Origin of the sequence: Kitasatospora sp. NPDC001603, from assembly GCF_040298365.1 — a bacterium.
GTDB lineage: Bacteria > Actinomycetota > Actinomycetes > Streptomycetales > Streptomycetaceae > Kitasatospora.
Window position 1 is genome coordinate 206,060 of record NZ_JBEPAA010000003.1, and the last position, 17,724, is coordinate 223,783.

The 17,724-nt window shown below is 74.3% G+C and carries 13 protein-coding genes and 1 pseudogene; 8 read left to right on the plus strand and 6 right to left on the minus strand.

The annotated features are described in order from the left end of the window. Nucleotides 1–83: 83 nt before the first annotated feature. Nucleotides 84–611: pseudogene (locus ABT263_RS03810) on the minus strand (DNA glycosylase AlkZ-like family protein); the annotation flags it as partial. A gap of 245 nt (nt 612–856) precedes the next feature. On the opposite strand from ABT263_RS03810, the gene ABT263_RS03815 reads away from it, so the two are divergent. Further along, entirely contained in the window at nt 857–2,074 is a 1,218-nt protein-coding gene (locus ABT263_RS03815) for a hypothetical protein (RefSeq protein WP_352287152.1), read from the plus strand. Nucleotides 2,075–2,076: 2 nt separating this feature from the next. Here the strand turns inward: ABT263_RS03815 and ABT263_RS03820 are convergent, their stop codons facing one another. Beyond that, on the minus strand, nt 2,077–3,405 hold the full coding sequence (locus ABT263_RS03820; RefSeq protein WP_352287155.1) for a DUF2252 domain-containing protein: 1,329 nt from the start codon (nt 3,403–3,405) through the stop codon (nt 2,077–2,079). A gap of 187 nt (nt 3,406–3,592) precedes the next feature. Between ABT263_RS03820 and dnaE the strand changes: the two genes are divergently transcribed. Next, complete coding sequence (gene dnaE / locus ABT263_RS03825; protein WP_352287158.1) at nt 3,593–7,126, plus strand: DNA polymerase III subunit alpha; 3,534 nt, start codon at nt 3,593–3,595, stop codon at nt 7,124–7,126. Nucleotides 7,127–7,157: 31 nt separating this feature from the next. Here dnaE and ABT263_RS03830 read toward each other — a convergent pair whose 3' ends face one another. Next, a complete protein-coding gene (locus ABT263_RS03830; protein ID WP_352287160.1) occupies nt 7,158–8,048 on the minus strand; it encodes a LysR family transcriptional regulator in 891 nt (296 codons plus the stop codon). A gap of 72 nt (nt 8,049–8,120) precedes the next feature. Here ABT263_RS03830 and ABT263_RS03835 point away from each other — a divergent pair, with 72 nt between their 5' ends. From ABT263_RS03835 to ABT263_RS03860, 6 genes are all read left to right on the plus strand, one after another. Further along, on the plus strand, nt 8,121–9,020 hold the full coding sequence (locus ABT263_RS03835) for a dihydrodipicolinate synthase family protein (protein WP_352287162.1): 900 nt from the start codon (nt 8,121–8,123) through the stop codon (nt 9,018–9,020). A gap of 158 nt (nt 9,021–9,178) precedes the next feature. Then, nucleotides 9,179–10,225 (plus strand): aspartate-semialdehyde dehydrogenase, encoded by a 1,047-nt coding sequence (locus ABT263_RS03840; RefSeq protein WP_329487236.1) that lies wholly within the window; start codon nt 9,179–9,181, stop codon nt 10,223–10,225. 309 nt (nt 10,226–10,534) lie between these two features. Continuing rightward, entirely contained in the window at nt 10,535–11,740 is a 1,206-nt protein-coding gene (locus ABT263_RS03845; protein WP_352287165.1) for an NYN domain-containing protein, read from the plus strand. A 149-nt stretch (nt 11,741–11,889) separates the two neighbouring features. Continuing rightward, nucleotides 11,890–12,891, plus strand: a complete 1,002-nt coding sequence (locus ABT263_RS03850; protein WP_352287167.1) for an ABC transporter ATP-binding protein — start codon at nt 11,890–11,892, stop codon at nt 12,889–12,891. Beyond that, the gene (locus ABT263_RS03855) at nt 12,888–13,700 is read left to right on the plus strand and encodes an ABC transporter permease (protein ID WP_352287170.1); all 813 of its coding nucleotides are present in this window, start codon (nt 12,888–12,890) and stop codon (nt 13,698–13,700) included. The genes ABT263_RS03850 and ABT263_RS03855 overlap by 4 nt, the downstream gene beginning before the upstream one ends. 162 nt (nt 13,701–13,862) lie before the next feature. Continuing rightward, a complete protein-coding gene (locus ABT263_RS03860) occupies nt 13,863–14,702 on the plus strand; it encodes a hypothetical protein (protein ID WP_352287173.1) in 840 nt (279 codons plus the stop codon). Between the two features lie 54 nt (nt 14,703–14,756). Here the strand turns inward: ABT263_RS03860 and ybaK are convergent, their stop codons facing one another. The 3 genes from ybaK to ABT263_RS03875 are packed head-to-tail and all read right to left on the minus strand — an operon-like array spanning nt 14,757 to nt 17,671. Continuing rightward, nucleotides 14,757–15,251 carry a Cys-tRNA(Pro) deacylase gene (ybaK, locus tag ABT263_RS03865; protein WP_352287176.1) on the minus strand — a complete coding sequence of 165 codons (495 nt, stop codon included), beginning with the start codon at nt 15,249–15,251 and terminating at the stop codon, nt 14,757–14,759. A gap of 32 nt (nt 15,252–15,283) precedes the next feature. Beyond that, nucleotides 15,284–16,012, minus strand: a complete 729-nt coding sequence (locus tag ABT263_RS03870) for an LON peptidase substrate-binding domain-containing protein (protein WP_329487230.1) — start codon at nt 16,010–16,012, stop codon at nt 15,284–15,286. Between the two features lie 42 nt (nt 16,013–16,054). Beyond that, the gene (locus tag ABT263_RS03875) at nt 16,055–17,671 is read right to left on the minus strand and encodes an oxidoreductase (protein ID WP_352287178.1); all 1,617 of its coding nucleotides are present in this window, start codon (nt 17,669–17,671) and stop codon (nt 16,055–16,057) included. Between the last annotated feature and the right edge of the window lie 53 nt (nt 17,672–17,724).

Consider the following 17,724-nt stretch of genomic DNA (forward strand, 5'->3'; position numbering starts at 1 on the left):
TGCCCCGGTCGGGCGTGGGGGCCGGTGGTGACCTGGCCGATGGTCACGGTGGGGGTGGCTTCCGGGATTTCGCCGATTCGGGTGGCCTGGGCGTCGAGGTCGTGGCGGTGCCGGCGGGTGAGTCCGGTCAGGGGCTCGACGGTGATGTCGACGCGGCGGCCGGTGCGGCGTTGGTGCCAGACACCGGCGACCGTGCCGTCGATCAGCAGGACCGGGTAGTTGCCGGCCTGGCCGCGGTTCAGGGCGCGGGTGGCGGCCGGGCCGGGGAAGAGCAGGTCGCGGCGGTGGCAGCCCACGGTGTAGGCGTCGAAGTAGGGGAGCAGGCGCGGGCCGGTCGGCTCGGCGGGCGGGAAGTCGGTGTCGTCGGCGGGCAGCCACGCGGTGCCGCCTTCGAGCGGGACGGGCACCAGGTCGTCGGTGAAGAGCCGCTCGGCCCAGCGGGTGGGGGCGGCCAGCCAGCGGGCGAAGTGCTCCGGGGTGGCCGGGCCGTAGGCGTGCGGGTAGCGGCGGAGCAGCCAGTCCAGGGCGGTCCGCGGCTCGGCCGGAGTGAAGGCGGGGAGCAGCCGGTGCGGGTTGGTGTAGGTGACCTGGCGGCCGCGGTCCGGGCCGATTCAGAGCGCGCCGCGGACCGCCGCCAATGGCAGGGCCTGGCGCCAGCGCGGCAGACCGCCCCGGCGACGGCGGCCGGTCCGCCCGGCAGCGGAGCGGTCAGTCCGTGCCGGGCGAGACGGCGGGCGCTGACCTGCGGCCAGGTGAGGTTCATGTCGGTCTCCGCATCGCATGTCCGGGAAGGCCGACGCTAGGGGGGATATAGGTCGGAAACCGTCCTCGAGGGGGGCTGGGGGAGGATGGCGGGGTGACACAGCGGAGATACGAGTACGCCCCGGCGGCGACGCTGCCGGGGCTGTTGCAGCGGGGCCGGGGGCTCGGGGCACGGATGGCCGAGGAGGACCCGGCGGCGGCCGCCGAGCTGGTGTACGGGTGCGTGCGGTGGGACTGGCGGTGGGAGTCCGTCGATCAGCGGGCGCTCTATCTGGCGCGGCTGGTCAGGGACCTCGCGCTGCCGGTCGGGCCGGTGGTCGAGCTGCTGGCGGGGGACGAGGACACCTGTGAGCGGGCCGGCGCGGTGCTGGTGCTGCTGGCGCTCGACGGTTCGGCGCAGGCCCGGGAGGCGCTGCGGGCGCATGTGGGGGTGGGGCGGTACTGGGCGCCGGTGCTGGAGGCGATGGCGGACCGGTGGCCGGTGGAGTGGTGGGAGGACCTGGCGGAGACGGCCGGGGAACGGGCGCGACGGGATCCGGCGGACCGGTGGGGCGAGCCGTGGACGCGTTGGGGGTGGGTCAGGCCGGGGCCGGTGCACGGGCCCCCGGAGGCGAAGCCGTTGGCGAGGACGGGGAACGCGGAGCTGCTGGAGCTGCTGGCGGATCCGGCCGAGTCGCAGGAGCGCCGGACCGCCGCGCTGGACGTGCTCGACGACCGGGGGCCGGAGCCCGGGGTGCTTCCGCTGGTGCCGTCGCTGGGGACGGCGGACGGCAGGTACGTGCTGTGGCCACTGATCGGGGTGCTGGAGAAGCTCGGCGCCCGGGCGGTGCCCGCCGCGCGGGAGTGGGCCGCGGTCACGGAGCCGGACTGGCTGCGGGCGCAGGGGCAGTGGGTACTGGCCGAGTACGGGGCGGTCGAGGACGTCCCGGTGCTGGTGGCGGAGCTGGAACGGCACTGGGTGCGGCGGCACTGGTGCGGGCCGAGGAGGCAGGCCAAGGCGCTCGCCCGGTTCGGGCCGGCGGAGGCCGGGGACGCCGTCTCGCTGCTGCGCCGGTTCTGGTTGTGGACGCCGCACTCGTACGAGCGGGCCGCCTATCTGGAGGCGCTGGCCGCGATCGGCCCCGCCGGGCTGGGCGCGGTGTACACCGAGTCGCTCCGGGACTGCGAGGCGGCGGCGCGGCTGCTGGCCGTCGGGCAGGCGCCGGACGGGCCGGAGGTGCGGGAGCGGCTGGCCTACCTGCGGGACGACCCGATGGAGGAGGCGGAGGTCAGGGCCGCCGCCGGGGAGCGGCTGGCGGCCCTGACCGGGTAGCCCTACAGGCCGGGGATGCGGCCGTTGCGGTAGAGGTCGACGAAGAGCTGGTGGTCCTGGCGGGCCTGCGCCCCGTAGGCGTGCGCGAAGTCGACCAGCATCGCCGTGAAGCCGGCCTCGTCGCGGGTGATGGCGGCGTCGATGGCGTGCTCGGTGGAGAACGGCACCAGGGTGTGGCCGCTGGAGGACTCGTCGGCGGCCGCGTGCATGGTGGCGGTGGCGCGGCCGAGGTACTCGGTGACGGCGAGCAGGTCGGACAGCTCGTTGAGGTCGGTCCAGTCGAGGTCGGTGGTGTAGGGCGAGACCTCGGCGACCAGCTGGCCGCGCCCGCGCAGGGTGGTGTGGCCGAGCCACGGGTCGCTGTGCGCCTGGAGGGCGCGCTGGGAGATGACCGTGCGGTGGCCCTCGTGCTCGAAGTACCCGGCGATCGCCGGGTCGGTGACGTGCCGCGACACGGCCGGGGTCTGGCCCTGCTTCATGTAGATGACGACGTCGTTCTCCAGCGCGTCGGTGTGCCCCTCCAGCAGCAGGTTGTAGGAGGGCAGGCCGGCGCTGCCGATGCCGATGCCGCGGCGGCCGACGACGTCCTTGACCTTCAGCGACTCCGGCCGGGTGCGGGAGGCGGGCGGCAGGGTGGCGACGTACGCCTCGAAGGCGGCGAGCACCTCGGCGCGGGTCGCTTCGTCCAGCTCGATCGCGCCGCCGCCGAGGCGGAAACGGCGCTCGTAGCCCTCGACGACGGTGTCGCCGTCGAGCAGCGCGACCCGGGTCTGCAGCCGGGCCCGGCGCAGGGTGTCCAGGATCGGGCCGGTGGCGGTGTCCAGGGTGAAGGGGTCGGCGTCGCCGGAGGAGACGTGGGCGGCGATCTGGGCCCGGTAGGCGGTGGCGAAGGCGGTGACCAGCTGGGTGATCGTGGTGTCGGACAGTGCCTTGGCGTAGCCGATCAGGGCCAGCGAGGCGGCGAGGCGCTGGACGTCCCAGGTGAAGGCGCCGACGTAGGCCTCGTCGAAGTCGTTGACGTTGAAGACCAGGCGGCCCTCGGCGTTCAGGTAGGTGCCGAAGTTCTCGGCGTGCAGGTCCCCGTGGATCCAGACCCGGCTGGTGCGCTCGTCCAGGAAGGTGGCGCCGTACCCGGCGAACGGGCCGTCGGCGAGGTCGGCGTAGTAGAGCCCGGCGGTGCCCCGGTAGAAGGCGAACGCCGAGGCGGCCATCTTCCGGAACTTCACCCGGAACGCCGCCGGGTCCTTGGCGAGCAGGTCGCCGAAGGCCGTGTCGAAGACGCTCAGGACGGTCTCGGCGCGGTGGTCGGCGATGGGCTGCGGGTGGGACATGGAAGGGTCCTTTGCGGCGTGGTGGGCGGCCGGGCACTTCTGGGGCCGGAGGCTAGAGTAGGACCGTGAACGTGTGAGAGCTGGTCCGGGCCCCGATGGCGGCTCGGACCACAGCTGTTTCCAGGCACCTCCGTGACCTGTGCGTTCGCCGGCCAGCCAGACAGCACCAGCCTCCGGAGGCCCCGCCTTGAGCGACCAGCCGTACGCGCACCTGCACGTCCACACCGAGTACTCGATGCTGGACGGTGCCGCCCGGCTGAAGCAGCTCTTCAAGGAGGTCGAGCGGCTGGGCCAGACCCATGTCGCGATGACCGACCACGGCAACATGTACGGCGCGGCGGAGTTCCACAAGCAGGCCACCGCCGCCGGGATCACGCCGGTGATCGGCATCGAGGCGTACGTCGCGCCCGAGTCGCGCACCAACACCAAGCGCGTCCTCTGGGGCCAGCCGCACCAGAAGCGGGACGACGTCTCGGCGTCCGGGGCCTACACCCACAAGACCATCTGGGCCCGCGACAAGCAGGGCCTGCACAACCTCTTCAAGCTGACCTCGCGCTCCTACGCCGAGGGCTGGCTGGTGAAGTGGCCCCGGATGGACAAGGAGATCATCGCCGAGCACGCGGCCGGCCTGATGGCCACCACCGGCTGCCCCTCCGGCGAGGTGCAGACCAGGCTGCGGCTCGGCCAGTTCGACGAGGCGCTCCGGTCCGCCGCCGACTACCGGGAGATCTTCGGCCGGGAGAACTACTTCCTGGAGCTGATGGACCACGGCCTGGACATCGAGAAGCGGGTCCGCGACGGGCTGCTGGAGATCGGCCGGAAGCTGGACATCCCGCCGGTGGTCACCAACGACTCGCACTACACCACCGAGTCCGACGCCGGCGCGCACGACCTGCTGCTCTGCGTCCAGACCGGCAAGAACCTCTCGGACCCGGACCGCTTCCGCTTCGACGGCACCGGCTACTACATCAAGTCGGCCGCCGAGATGTACGCCCTGGACTCCTCGGACGCCTGGCAGGAGGGCTGCCGCAACAGCCAGCTGCTGGTCGCCTCGCGGGTCGACACCGAGGGCATGTTCGAGTTCAAGAACCTGATGCCGCGCTTCCCGATCCCGGCGGGCTTCGCGTCGGAGGCGGACTTCTTCAAGGCCCAGGTCTGGCAGGGCATGGACCGGCGCTTCCCGGGCGGGTACGACGAGGAGCACAAGAAGCTCGCCGAGTACGAGATGGACACCATCATCCAGATGGGGTTCCCGGCGTACTTCCTGGTGGTCGCCGACTTCATCATGTGGGCCAAGGAGCAGGGCATCGCGGTGGGGCCGGGCCGCGGCTCGGCGGCCGGCTCGCTGGTCGCCTACGCGATGGGCATCACCGACCTCGACCCGATCCCGCACGGCCTGATCTTCGAGCGCTTCCTCAACCCCGAGCGCGTCTCCATGCCCGACGTCGACATCGACTTCGACGAGCGCCGGCGCGGTGACGTGATCCGGTACGTGACGGACAAGTGGGGCTCCGACAAGGTCGCCATGATCGTCACGTACGGCACCATCAAGGCGAAGGCCGCCATCAAGGACTCCTCGCGCGTCCTCGGCTACCCGTACGCGATGGGCGACCGGATCACCAAGGCGATGCCGCCGGACGTCATGGGCAAGGGCATCCCGCTCTCGGGCATCACCGACCCCTCGCACCCGCGCTACGGCGAGGCCGGCGAGATCCGCGGGCTGTACGAGAACGACCCGGACGTCCGCAAGGTGATCGACACCGCGCGCGGCATCGAGGGCCTGATCCGCCAGCCTGGGGTGCACGCGGCCGGCGTCATCATGTCCGCCGAGCCGCTCACCGACCACATCCCGGTCTGGACCCGGCACACCGACGGCGTCACCATCACGCAGTTCGACTACCCCACCTGCGAGGGCCTCGGCCTTCTCAAGATGGACTTCCTCGGCCTGCGCAACCTGACGATCATGGACGATGCCGTCAAGGCGATCGAGCGGAACAAGGGCGTCAGGATCAACCTGCTCGACCTGCCCCTGGACGACAAGCCCGCCTACGAGCTGCTGGCCCGCGGCGACACGCTCGGCGTCTTCCAGCTCGACGGCGGGCCGATGCGCTCGCTGCTGCGCCTGATGAAGCCCGACAACTTCGAGGACATCTCCGCCGTCCTCGCGCTGTACCGACCGGGCCCGATGGGCGTCAACTCGCACACCAACTACGCGCTGCGCAAGAACGGCCAGCAGGAGATCACCCCGATCCACCCGGAGCTGGAGAAGCCCCTGGAGGAGATCCTCAAGCCGACGTACGGCCTGATCGTCTACCAGGAGCAGGTGCAGAAGGCCGCCCAGATCCTGGCCGGTTACTCGCTCGGCCAGGCCGACCTGCTGCGCCGCGCGATGGGCAAGAAGAAGAAGGAGATCCTGGAGGCCGAGTTCGTCCCGTTCCAGCGGGGCTGCCGCGAGCGCGGCTACTCGGACGCGGCGATCCAGGCGGTGTGGGACGTCCTCGTCCCCTTCTCCGGCTACGCCTTCAACAAGGCGCACACCGCCGGGTACGGGCTGGTCTCGTACTGGACGGCGTACCTCAAGGCCAACTACCCGGCCGAGTACATGTCCGGGCTGCTGACCTCGGTGAAGGACGACAAGGACAAGTCGGCGGTCTACCTCAACGAGTGCCGGAAGATGGGCATCCAGGTGCTCCCGCCGGACGTCAACGAGTCCGACTCCGACTTCACCCCGCACGGGGACACCCTCGTCCGGTTCGGTCTCACCGCCATCCGCAACGTCGGCGGGCCGGTGGTGGAGTCGATGATCCGCACCCGGAAGGCGAAGGGGAAGTTCACCTCCTTCCCCGACTTCCTGGAGAAGGTGGAGTCGGTGGTCTGCAACAAGCGGACCGTCGAATCGCTCATCAAGGCGGGCGCGTTCGACTCGCTCGGGCACACCCGCAAGGGGCTGACCGCGGAGTTCGAGCCGATGATCGACAACGTGGTCGGGGTCAAGCGCAAGGAGGCGGAGGGCCAGTTCGACCTGTTCGGAGGCGACGCGGTCGCCGACGAGCCGAGCTTCGGGCTGGACGTGGTCTTCTCCGAGGAGGAGTGGGACAAGGCCTTCCTGCTCACCCAGGAGCGGGAGATGCTCGGCCTCTACGTCTCCTCGCACCCGCTGCACGGCATCGAGCACCTCCTCGCCGACAGGGCGGACTGCGCGGTGGCCGACCTCGCGGAGCGGCCGGACGGCTCGATCGTCACCATCGGCGGCATCATCTCGGGCCTCCAGCGGAAGATGACCAAGCAGGGCAACGCCTGGGCGATCGCCACCGTCGAGGACCTGGCGGGCTCGATCGACTGCATGTTCTTCCCCGCCAGCTACCAGCTGGTCTCCTCGCAACTCGTCGAGGACTCCGTGGTGTTCGTCCGCGGCAAGCTGGACAAGCGGGAGGACGTGCCGCGGCTGATGGGCATGGAGCTGTCGGTGCCGGACCTGTCGAACGTCGCCGCCCAGCTGCCGATCACCCTCACCATCGCGGAGAGCCGGCTCAACCCGCAGGTGGTGACCCGGCTCGGCGAGGTACTGGCCCACCACAAGGGGACCACCGAGGTGCACGTCCACCTCCGGCGCGGCGGCACCACCACGGTGCTGCGGCTGGACCGGCACCGGGTGAAGTCCGACCCGGCGCTGTTCGGGGACCTCAAGCAGCTGCTCGGGCCGAGCTGCCTGGCGAACTGAGACCGGCCCCGGGAGACGCCCCGGGGCGAGCTCAGAGCACCGCGCCGCCGAGGGCTGGCGGGACGGCGGTGTGCAGGGCCGAGACGAAGGCCGAGATCGCCGGGTGCGAGCCCGCGCCCGCCCGGAAGGCGGCGCGGGTCCGGCGGTACATCGGCAGGCGGGTCAGCACCACCCCGGGCGGGGTCCGCTCCGTGCCCAGCTGCGGGACCAGCGCCACCCCCTGGCCGGCCGCCACCAGGGCCAGCACCGTCGCGAAGTCGTCGATCTGGTGCCGGATCCGGGGGGCGAAGCCGGCGCTCTCGCAGGCCCGGACGGCCATGCTGTGGCAGAGCGTGCCGCGCGGCGCCATGATCCAGGGCGCGGCGCGCTGCTCGGCGACGGTGCCGGCCGCCCGGGCCGCCAGGTACATCGGCTCGGTGAACACCGGGCGGGTCACCGCGAGGCCGGGCTCCGGGTCGGTCGGCACCAGGTCGTACTCGTGCACCAGCGCGACGTCCAGCTCGCCCGCGCGCAGCGCCGCCGCCACGTCCGCCGGGTCCACCTCCGCCACCATCGGTTCCAGCCCCGGGTGCCAGCCGGACAGCTCGGCGAGCACCGCCGGGATCACCGCCCGGGCCGCCGAAGGATAGGTGCCGATCCGCAGGGGACCGGCCAGCCCCTCCCTGGCGTGGGCGAGTTCGGCGCCGGCCTGTTCCAGCCGCGCCAGCACCGCCTCGGCGTGCCGGACCAGGCCCAGCCCGGCCGGGGTCAGCGCGACCCGCCGCCCGGTGCGCTCCAGCAGCGGGACACCGGCCTCCTTCTCCAGGACGGACAGCTGCTGGGAGACCGCCGAAGGGCTGAACGAGAGCGACTCGGCGACGGCGGCGATGGTGCCGAGGTGGGCGAGTTCGCGCAGCAGGCGCAGGCGTCGGACATCGAGCATCGGCCCAGCTTACGAGAAGCGTCAGAAATGTGAACTGGACCTGAGTGATGACCGGGCCGCAGGATCGTGGGCATGGAACACACGGTTCTCAAGGGCATCTACGTCCCGCTGGTCACCCCGTTCGCCGAGGACGGCTCGGTGGCGCTGGACGCACTGGAGAAGCTGGCCGGTTCGCTGCTGGACGACGGCGCGGCCGGGCTGGTCGCGCTCGGCACCACCGGCGAACCGGCCACGCTGGACGCGGCCGAGCGGCGCGCGGTGGTCGACGCCTGCGCGGCCGTCTGCGCCGACCGCGGCGCCCAGCTGGTGGTCGGCGCGGGCGGGGCCGACACCCGGGCCGCCGCCGAGGAGCTGGCCGGGCTGGGCGCGCGGGTGCCGGGGGCGGCCGCCGCGCTGGTCACCGTCCCGGCCTTCGTCCGCCCGGGCGAGGCCGGGACGGTCGCGCACTTCCGGGCGCTGGCCGCGGCGAGCGCGGTGCCGCTGGTCGTCTACCACATCCCGTACCGGACCGGGCAGCGGCTGTCGGCCGGCGCGCTGCTCGAACTCGCCGCGATCGACGGCGTGGTCGGCGTCAAGTACGCGACCGGCGGGCTGGACCAGGCGGCCGTCGAGCTGCTCGCGCAGGCCCCGGACGGGTTCGCGGTGCTGTCCGGCGAGGACGCCTTCCTCGCGCCGGTGCTGGCGCTCGGCGGCGCCGGCGGCATCCCGGCCTCGGCCCACCTGGCCACCGCCCGGTTCGTCGAGCTGACCGACGCCTGGGAGCGCGGGGACGTACCGCGGGCACGGGCCCTGGGGCACCGGCTGACCGCGCTGGCGACGGCCGCCTTCGCCGCGCCCAACCCCGCCGTGGTCAAGGGCGTGCTGCACGCGCAGGGCCGGATCCCCACCCCGGACGTCCGGCTGCCGCTGCTGCCGGCGGGGGCGGACGAGGTGGCGGTGGCGCTCGCGCTCGCCACCGGTCTGGACCACTAGTCCGGCCCGGGCCGATCCGGCCGGATCGGCGCCCGGCGGGACCGGCCGGACCGGGGCCGGGCTCTCACACCGTGGAATACCAGGTCGCCCCGCCCGGGTCACAAGGCATGATGGGCGGAGGGCGGCTGTGACCAGCACCATCAAGAGGAGTAGTCGGAATGAAGATCGGCATTGTCGGGGCCACCGGCCAGGTCGGCGGCGTGGTCCGCGAGATCCTGGCGGAGCGCGCAGGACTTCCCGGAGGTGTGGGTCCGGTGGAGCAGCTGCGGCTGTTCGCCTCGGCCCGTTCGGCCGGGCGCACGCTGCCCTGGCAGGGCACCGACATCACCGTCGAGGACGCGGCTACGGCCGACTACACCGGCCTGGACATCGTGATCTTCTCGGCGGGCGGCTCCACCTCCAGGGAACTCGCCCCCAAGGCGGCCGCGGCCGGCGCCGTCGTGATCGACAACTCCTCGGCCTGGCGCCGTGACCCCGACGTCCCGCTGGTCGTCTCCGAGGTCAACCCCGACGCCATCGCGAACCGCCCCAAGGGCATCATCGCCAACCCGAACTGCACCACCATGGCGGCCATGCCGGTGCTGCGCCCGCTGCACGACGAGGCCGGCCTCGCCGCGCTGGTCGTCTCCACCTACCAGGCCGTCTCGGGCAGCGGCGTGGCCGGGGTGGCCGAGCTCCAGGACCAGGCCGCCAAGGTCGTCGACGGCGCCTCGGCGCTCGCCCACGACGGCTCCGCGGTCGAGTTCCCCGAACCCAAGGTCTACAAGCGCCCGATCGCCTTCAACGTGCTGCCGCTGGCCGGCTCCATCGTCGAGGACGGCTCCAACGAGACCGACGAGGAGCAGAAGCTCCGCCACGAGAGCCGCAAGATCCTCGGCATCCCCGGGCTGAAGGTGGCCGGCACCTGCGTGCGCGTCCCGGTCTTCTCCGGCCACTCGCTGCAGATCAACGCCCGATTCGAGCGCCCGATCAGCCCCGAGCGCGCCGTCGAGCTGCTCGCCGCCGCCCCCGGCGTCGAGCTGAGCGAGATCCCCACCCCGCTCCAGGCCGCGGGCAAGGACCCGAGCTTCGTCGGCCGCATCCGCGTCGACGAGACGGTGGAGAACGGGCTGTCGCTGTTCGTCTCCAACGACAACCTGCGCAAGGGCGCCGCGCTCAACGCCGTCCAGCTGGCCGAACTCGTCGCCGCCGAGCTCAAGGGCTGAGCACGCGGTCGCACCCGGCGGGCCCCGTCCTCGGACGGGGCCCGCCGCGCGTTCCCGGCCCTCGCCCGCGCCCCGGCCGCACCTCGCGCGCACCTCGCCCGCGCCCCGGCCGCACCGCCGCCGGATGTTGCCGGACCGCGACATCCGCCGAGATTCGGCGGGCGCACCAGGGGTAAAGGTGACCCAACGATCGGGCGGCCACGGGCACCCTCACCCCACGGGCCCGAGCGCCGGGCCGACCGCGCCCACCCGGCAGCGCCGCACACCGGCGCCGCCGGATCCCCGAGGGCGAGCGAAAAGAGGTGCGCGATGGACCGCTGTGTCGTCCTGGTGGACGCCGGTTACCTGCTGGGCGCCGCCGCCAGCCTGCTCGCCGGCGACCCGAGCCGTTCCCGGGTCAGTGTCGACCACACCGCGCTCATCACCGCGCTGCGCGAGCGCGCCGAGGCCGAGACCGGGCTGCCGCTGCTGCGGATCTACTGGTTCGACGCCGCCCCCGACCGCCGCCCGATGCCCGAGCACCGCCGGCTCCGGGTCCTGCCGCGGGTCACCGTCCGGCTGGGCGCCCTGACCAGGGCGGAGGGCCGCTGGGTGCAGAAGGGCGTGGACGCCGCGATGCACGCCGAGCTCTCCGAGCTCGCCCGCAACCGGGCCTGCGCGGACGTCGTGCTGATCACCGGCGACGGGGACCTGCTGCCCGGCATGATGTCCGCCAAGGAGCACGGCGTGGTCGTGCACCTCTGGGCGCTGCAGGCCGCCGACGGCGACTTCAACCAGTCCGAGGACCTGGTCGGCGAGGCGGACGAGCGGCGGGTGCTCGACCGGGAGTGGATCGAGGGCTCGTTCACCCTGCGCGACACCGCCACCGCCTTCCCCGCCCCCGGGCCGCGCCACGAGATCGCCAAGATCCTGGCCGCCCCGCCCGCCGCCGTCGCGTCCGCGGCCCGGCCCGCCGCAGTCCCCGCGGCCGAGCAGGTGCCGGTGGCGAACGGGCGCGCCACCGGGACGGCCACCGCGCTGAAGGTCGTGCCGACGCCCAAGGACCTCGCCGGGCGCACCCCCCAGCTGCCGGCGGCGGCGGCGCACCCCACCGGCCCGGTGCTGCGCTGGTCGTCGGACCGGGGCTGGGTCGAGCGGCCCGCCGCCGAACAGGCCGTCACCGCCGGGGACGGCCTGCCCACGCTGGCCCAGCTGACCACCGCCGAGCAGCGCTGGGCCGACCGCGAGGAGGACATCACCACCATCGGCGGGGACGCCCACGAGGTCGGCCAGGTGTTCGCCCGCCGCTGGACGGAGCGGCTCGGCGACGTCGAACGGCTCACCGTGCTCTGGCCCGACTACCCGCGCATCCCGCACCGGGTCGACGGCGAGCTGCTCCGCTACGCGGCCCGGTTCGGGCTGCTCGCGCACAAGGACGACCAGATCGACGAGCACGACCGGTACGCCATCCGGGCGGGATTCTGGAAGGAGCTCGCCGGCCGGGTGCCGGGCGGGGACCTCGTCGTCGACGACTAGCCCGCCCCGCCGCCCCGGGCGGCCGGGCCCCCTTGTCCGGCCGACCGCGTCCACCGCGTAGAGTCTTCGCTCGTGAGCGAGGGCAAGGAGCGGAGCGTCGACAGGGACGCGATCCGTGGTGCGACCGCTCGGTGGAGCGAGGCGGGCGGATGAGCGAGACGGCCGGGCGGGCACCCGGGGAGGCCTCGCCGTGCTGTGCCGTACGCGACCTGGTCAAGACCTACCGCGCCGGACGCGGCACCGGGGCCGCCGGTGAGATCCGGGCCAACGACGGCATCAGCCTGACCGTCCGGCAGGGCGAGATCTTCGGGCTGCTGGGGCCGAACGGAGCCGGCAAGTCCACGCTGGTCCGCCAGCTCACCGGCCTGCTGCGGCCCGACTCGGGCTCCATCGAGCTGCTCGGCCACGACGTCGTCCGCCACCCCGAGCGGGCCGCCCGCCTGCTGGGCTACCTCGGCCAGGAGTCCAGCGCGCTGGACGAGCTGACCGTCGCGCTCGCCGCCGAGACCACCGGCCGGCTGCGCGGCCTCAGCCGGGCCCGGGCCCGGGCCGAGGCCGCCGACGTGCTGACCGAACTCGCCCTGGAACCGCTCGCCCACCGGCCGCTCGCCAAGCTCTCCGGCGGCCAGCGCCGCCTCGCCTGCTTCGCCGCCGCGCTGGTGGGGGAGCGGCCGCTGCTGGTGCTGGACGAGCCGACCACCGGCATGGACCCGGTCGCCCGCCGCGCGGTCTGGAGCGCCGTCGACCGCCGGCGCGCCGAACGGCGGACCACCGTGCTGCTGGTCACCCACAACGTCATCGAGGCCGAGACCGTGCTGGACCGCGTCGCGGTCGTGGACGAGGGCCGGGTGATCGCCTGCGACACCCCCGGCGGACTCAAGGCACTGGTGGACGGTGACGTCCGGCTGGACCTGGTCTGGCGGGACGAGGCACCGATGGCGGTGCCCGCCGTCGCCGCGCTCGCCGAGCGGGCCGAGCGCACCGGCCGGCGCTGGACCGTGCGCACCAGCCCCGAGCGGGCCCGCGAACTGGTCGCCGCCGTCACCACCGGCCCGGCCTTCGCCGCGCTGGACGACTTCACCCTGGCCACCCCGAGCCTTGAGGACGCCTACCTCAAGCTGGGCGGCCGCCATGGAGGACTGGCCAAGTGACGCTGCTCTCGGTGCCGCCGCAGACCGCCGGGGCCCTGGCCGGCGGGCCCGCCCCGCTGGCACCCGCCGCCCGGCTGCTGCCCGCGCTGGCCGCCGTCTACCGGGCGCAGCTGGCCCGGGCCAAGGTGGCCCGCATCCCGCTGCTGTTCGTGGCGACCTTCCAGTCGCTCGGCATCCTGGTGATGATGCGGGGCGTCGTCGACCCGGGGCAGACCTCGGCCGCGCGGTCGGTGGTGGCCGGCTCCAGCGTGCTGGTGGTGGCCTTCGTCGCGCTCAACCTGCTGGCCCAGTACTTCGGCCGGCTGCGGGCCACCGGCGGCCTCGACCACTACGCGACGCTGCCCGTCCCGGCGGCCTCGGTGGTCCTCGGCGCGGCCGCCGCGTACGCCTCCTTCACGCTGCCGGGCACCGTGGTGACGGCCGTCGCCGGGGCCTGGATGTTCGGGCTGCCGATGGGGCAGCTCTGGGTGCTGCTCGCGGTGGTGCCGCTGGCCGGGGCGGCGCTCTCCGGGCTGGGCGCGGCCTGCGGGCTGCTGGCGCCCAAGCAGGAGATCGCCACCATGCTGGGGCAGCTCGGCATGTCGGCGGCGCTGCTGCTGGGCGTGCTCCCGGTGGACAACCTGCCGCAGCCGGTGCTCTGGCTGCGCGAGCTGCTGCCCTCCACGTACGGCGTGGAGGCGTTCGCCCGGACCTTCGCGGCCGACCCGGACTGGGCGGCGGTGGCGGGCGACCTGGCGGTCTGCGCCGGGGTCGGCGTGGCGTCGCTCGCGGTGGCCACCTGGGCGTACCGGCGGGCCACCACCCGCTAGGGCCTGCCCGATGATCCGCCGCACCGGCGGGCGGCGGGAGGTGTCGGGCGAGCCCCGGGCAACCGTGCGGCGGTCCCGCCGCGCGAGGCCGGGCGGGCTCCGGGCGCGGGCCGGTACGGGTGGCGGGTCCGTTCGGGCGGTGGTCGTGAAACGATGGGGCCCGTGACCGTACCGAACACACCTCCGGACCCCCTGCGTGCCGCCGCGGGCACCGACGCGGACGCCACCGCCCCTGGTCCGGCCGCCGGCCGGGACCCGTACGCGCCGCCGCCCGTGGACCAGGCCGTCCTGCGGGCCGCGGACCGGCGGGCGCCGCTGGAGCGGCTGCTGCCCGAGCTGAAGGTCGGTGCGGTCACGGTGCTGGCCTGTCTGGCGCTGGGTCTGCTGATGGCGGTGCTCTGGGCCTGGCTGGCGCCGAAGGTGCCGCTGGTGGTCGACGGCAACAAGATCCTCTACGGCGACCCGGAGGGCGAGCAGCGGGCCGGGGCGGACAGCGTCTTCGTCCTGATCGGGCTGGGCATGGGCATCGTGACCGCGCTCGGCGCCTTCCTGCTCACCCGGCGGCGCGGCGGCGGGATCGCGGTGGCGACCGGCCTCGCGGTCGGCGGCCTGCTGGCCTCGGTGGGCGCCTGGGGTCTGGGCCGGCGGCTCGGCCCGGCGAGCGACCTCGTCGCCGAGGCGCGGCGGGTCGGCAACGGCGGCCACTTCGACGCGGACATCGACCTCGGGGCCTACGGCGCGCTGCTGGCCTGGCCGATGGCCGCGATGGTGGTGCTCCTGGCGCTCTCGGCCGCCTTCGGCAAGCGCGAGGAGGACCCGCCGCCGTACTGGGCGGGCCCGTACGACCCGCAGCGGCCGGTGGCCGGGCCGCCCGGCGCGGCCGGTCCGCTGCCCGGCGGGCCGTTCCACCCGGGCCCGGCGGGGGAGCACCCGGGCCCGGCGGGGGAGCACCCGGGTGACCGCCCGTCGCAGGACCAGCCGCCGCAGGGCCGCACGCCGTGACGGCGCACCGGGCGGGGGCGGCCTTCGCCGGACCCGCCCGGTGCGCCCCGGCGGTCAGCGGCCGATCGGGGCGGTCAGCGCGCCGGTGACGCCGACCAGGTCGGCCGGGGCCAGCTCGACCTCCAGCCCGCGCCGGCCGGCCGAGACGTACACCGTGGCGTGGGCGAGCGCGCTGTCGTCCACCACGGTGCGCAGCGGGCGGCGCTGACCGAGCGGGGAGATCCCGCCGAGGACGTAGCCGCTGCTGCGCTCGGCGGCCGCCGGGTCCGCCATCGCGGCCCGCTTGCCGCCGACGGCGGTGGCGAGCGCCTTGAGGTCCAGCCGGCCCGCGACCGGGACGACGCCCACCGTGAGCACCCCGTCGACATCGGCGACCAGGGTCTTGAAGACCCGCTCGGGCGGTACGCCGAGCACCTCGGCGGCCTCGCCGCCGTAGGAGGCGGCGGCCGGATCGTGCGGGTAGGAGTGCACGGTGAACGCCACCGCGGCGTTCTCCAGGGCGACGGTGGCGGGCGTTCCCCCGCCGCCCTTCTTCGGCTTCCTGGCCATCGGGACCTCTTCGAACGCGTGAGTGGGCGTGGTCAGTTGGGACTGAACGACTGCCGGGTCAGATCGACCGCGGGCAGCGACGGCAGCCAGCTGAGCACCGCCGTCTCGCGGCGCAGCAGCTCCAGCTCGGAGGTCAGCCGCCGGGCGGTGTCGGGGCAGGCCAGCAGCTCCTGCTTGACCGGCGTCCCGAACACCGAGGCCGCGGCCACCAGGTAGGAGAGCACCTGCGGGTCGTCCGGCAGCTCCTGGCGGCCGACCGTGCTGGCCTCGCGGGCGCCGGCCAGCCGCTTCTGGTACGCCCGGAACGCCCGCTCGACGCCGGAGGCCAGTGCCCCGGCGCCCTCGCCGGGCAGCTCCTCGAGCGTCTCGATCTCGCCGTTCAGGTACGCGCCGCCGGTGTCCACCGAGCGGAGCCGGAACCGGGTGGTCCCGGTGACCAGCAGCTCGTACCGGCCGTCCGGCTGCTCCTGGGCCGAGGCGACGTCGGCCACGCAGCCGACGTGGTACAGCGCCTCCAGAGGGTCCCCGGTGACGGTGCCCAGGCCGTCCAGCGGACCGGCCGGGCCCTCCTCGGGCCGGACCGGCGCGACCTCGCGGCCGTCCTTGATGGCGAGCACGCCGAACCGCCGCGGCTGGTCCTCGGGGAGGGCGAGCAGGTCGGCGACCAGACGGCGGTAACGCTCCTCGAAGATGTTCAGGGGCATCACCAGGCCCGGGTAGAGCACGGTGTTCAGCGGGAAGAGCGGCAGCCGTTCTGTCACGGCCGACAGCGTAGTTCCCCGGACGGCCGCCTCGCGCCCGGGTTATCCGCGCTGGAGCATCCGGGTCGCGCCCGCGGCGACCGTGGTGGCGAGGATCCAGCCGACGATCACCAGCCCGGAGGCCACCCACTGGCTGAACCCGCCGGGGTTCCAGCCCTGCTGGCCGAGGTCGACGACCGGCAGCAGCTGGCCGAGCGCGTACAGCACCGGGTTCCAGTGCGGGCTCTCGTCGGCCTTGAGCGGCTGGAGCCGGTGGGCGGCGAAGTAGCCGCTGCCGAGCGCCCAGGCGAGCAGCAGCCAGAGCGCGGCCCGGCCGGGGCGGAAGCCGTAGCCGACGGTGACGTCCTGGACCCGGCCCCAGAGCCGGGCCGGCAGCGGCAGGGTCTGCCGGCGGCGGCGCTGCTTGGCGTACAGCACCTCGCGGGCGTCGTCGTCGGCGCCGTCGCGGCGCAGGGCGGCGGCCAGCTGCTCGTAGGACTCGGGCTGGAACTCCACCGAGGAGCCCTCCAGCCAGGCGATCCGCTGCGGGACGCTGAAGGGCGCGGCCGGGCGCAGGCACTCGTAGGTGAAGCCGGTGAGGCCGAGGTGCCTGCCGTGCGGCCAGGAGTCCGGGGCGTCGACCAGGTTCCCCACCCGGGCGCGCGAGAGCGAGACCTTGCCGGTGGGCGGGGTGCGGCAGGTGAAGCGCAGCTCGGGGGTCTGGATCCGGCGCAGCGCCAGCTCGTCGTCCGTGCCCAGGTGGAACTCGGCGTCGGAGATCAGGCAGGCGTTGTCGAAGCGGCTGTCCGAGAGCCGGACGGCGCCGTGCGCGCGGAACGGCGTGCCGGCCACGCCGGCCGTGACGACCTGGCCGTAGCCGGAGCCGTAGTACGAGCCGGAGGACGACCAGCCGCCGTCCGCCGAACCGCTGAGGTACAGGGTGTGGCCGACGGTGAGCCGGACGGCGTTGAGGGCGTTCGGGTTCTCCGGGACGGCGTACAGCTGGGCGCCGCGCAGCGAGAGCCGGCCGCCGATCCGGGCGGAGCGCAGGCTGACCTCGCCGCGCGACTCCAGCCGGTCCGCCTCGAAGTCCTGGCTGACGGCCAGGCCGTCGGCGGACAGCGCCCGGCCGAACCGGTCGCCGCCGAGGACGGCCTGGTTGAGCAGCAGGTCGGTGCCGATCCGGGAGTCGGTGAGCCGGACGCCGCCCGGTATTCGGCAGCGGGCCAGGTGCAGGTCGCCGGAGGTGGTCAGGCGGGAGGCCTCCAGGCGGGGGATCGCGCAGCTGACGAAGCGCAGGGTGCCGGCGTCGGCCTCGGACACCAGGACCTTCCGCTCGAAGCGGCAGTCGTGCACCTCGACGTAGTGGCCGATGGTGCCGCCGGCCAGCACCAGCGGGCCGGTGACCCGGGCGCCGGTCAGCTTGAGCGAGGCGACCCGGCCGGGGGCGGCCGGCGGGCCGTCCAGCAGCAGGTGGGCCAGGACCTCGGCGCGGACGGTGCGCCCGGGGCCCCAGGGTGCGTCGCCGAAGGGGTCGTCCAGCGGGGTGCCGGTCCGGCCGCCGGCGCCGTTCGCCGGTTCGGCGCCGCCGGCCCGCAGGTCGTACACCTCGCCCTGGCGGAACGCCTCCCAGAGCCCCTGCTCGGTCCGCGTCCAGCCGTCCGGCGCACGCTCCGCCATCGTTCCCCCGTCTCCCCCGGTCGTCTCGCCTTTCGTATCACGGACTGAAATGC

Coding starts and splice junctions, on each gene's coding strand:
- ABT263_RS03820 (WP_352287155.1), bottom strand. CDS start 3,405: ATGTCCCACCCGCAGCCCATCGCCGACCACCGCGCCGAGACCGTCCTG.
- ABT263_RS03830 (WP_352287160.1), bottom strand. CDS start 8,048: ATGCTCGATGTCCGACGCCTGCGCCTGCTGCGCGAACTCGCCCACCTC.
- ABT263_RS03835 (WP_352287162.1), top strand. CDS start 8,121: ATGGAACACACGGTTCTCAAGGGCATCTACGTCCCGCTGGTCACCCCG.
- ABT263_RS03840 (WP_329487236.1), top strand. CDS start 9,179: ATGAAGATCGGCATTGTCGGGGCCACCGGCCAGGTCGGCGGCGTGGTC.
- ABT263_RS03845 (WP_352287165.1), top strand. CDS start 10,535: ATGGACCGCTGTGTCGTCCTGGTGGACGCCGGTTACCTGCTGGGCGCC.
- ABT263_RS03850 (WP_352287167.1), top strand. CDS start 11,890: ATGAGCGAGACGGCCGGGCGGGCACCCGGGGAGGCCTCGCCGTGCTGT.
- ybaK (WP_352287176.1), bottom strand. CDS start 15,251: ATGGCCAGGAAGCCGAAGAAGGGCGGCGGGGGAACGCCCGCCACCGTC.
- ABT263_RS03875 (WP_352287178.1), bottom strand. CDS start 17,671: ATGGCGGAGCGTGCGCCGGACGGCTGGACGCGGACCGAGCAGGGGCTC.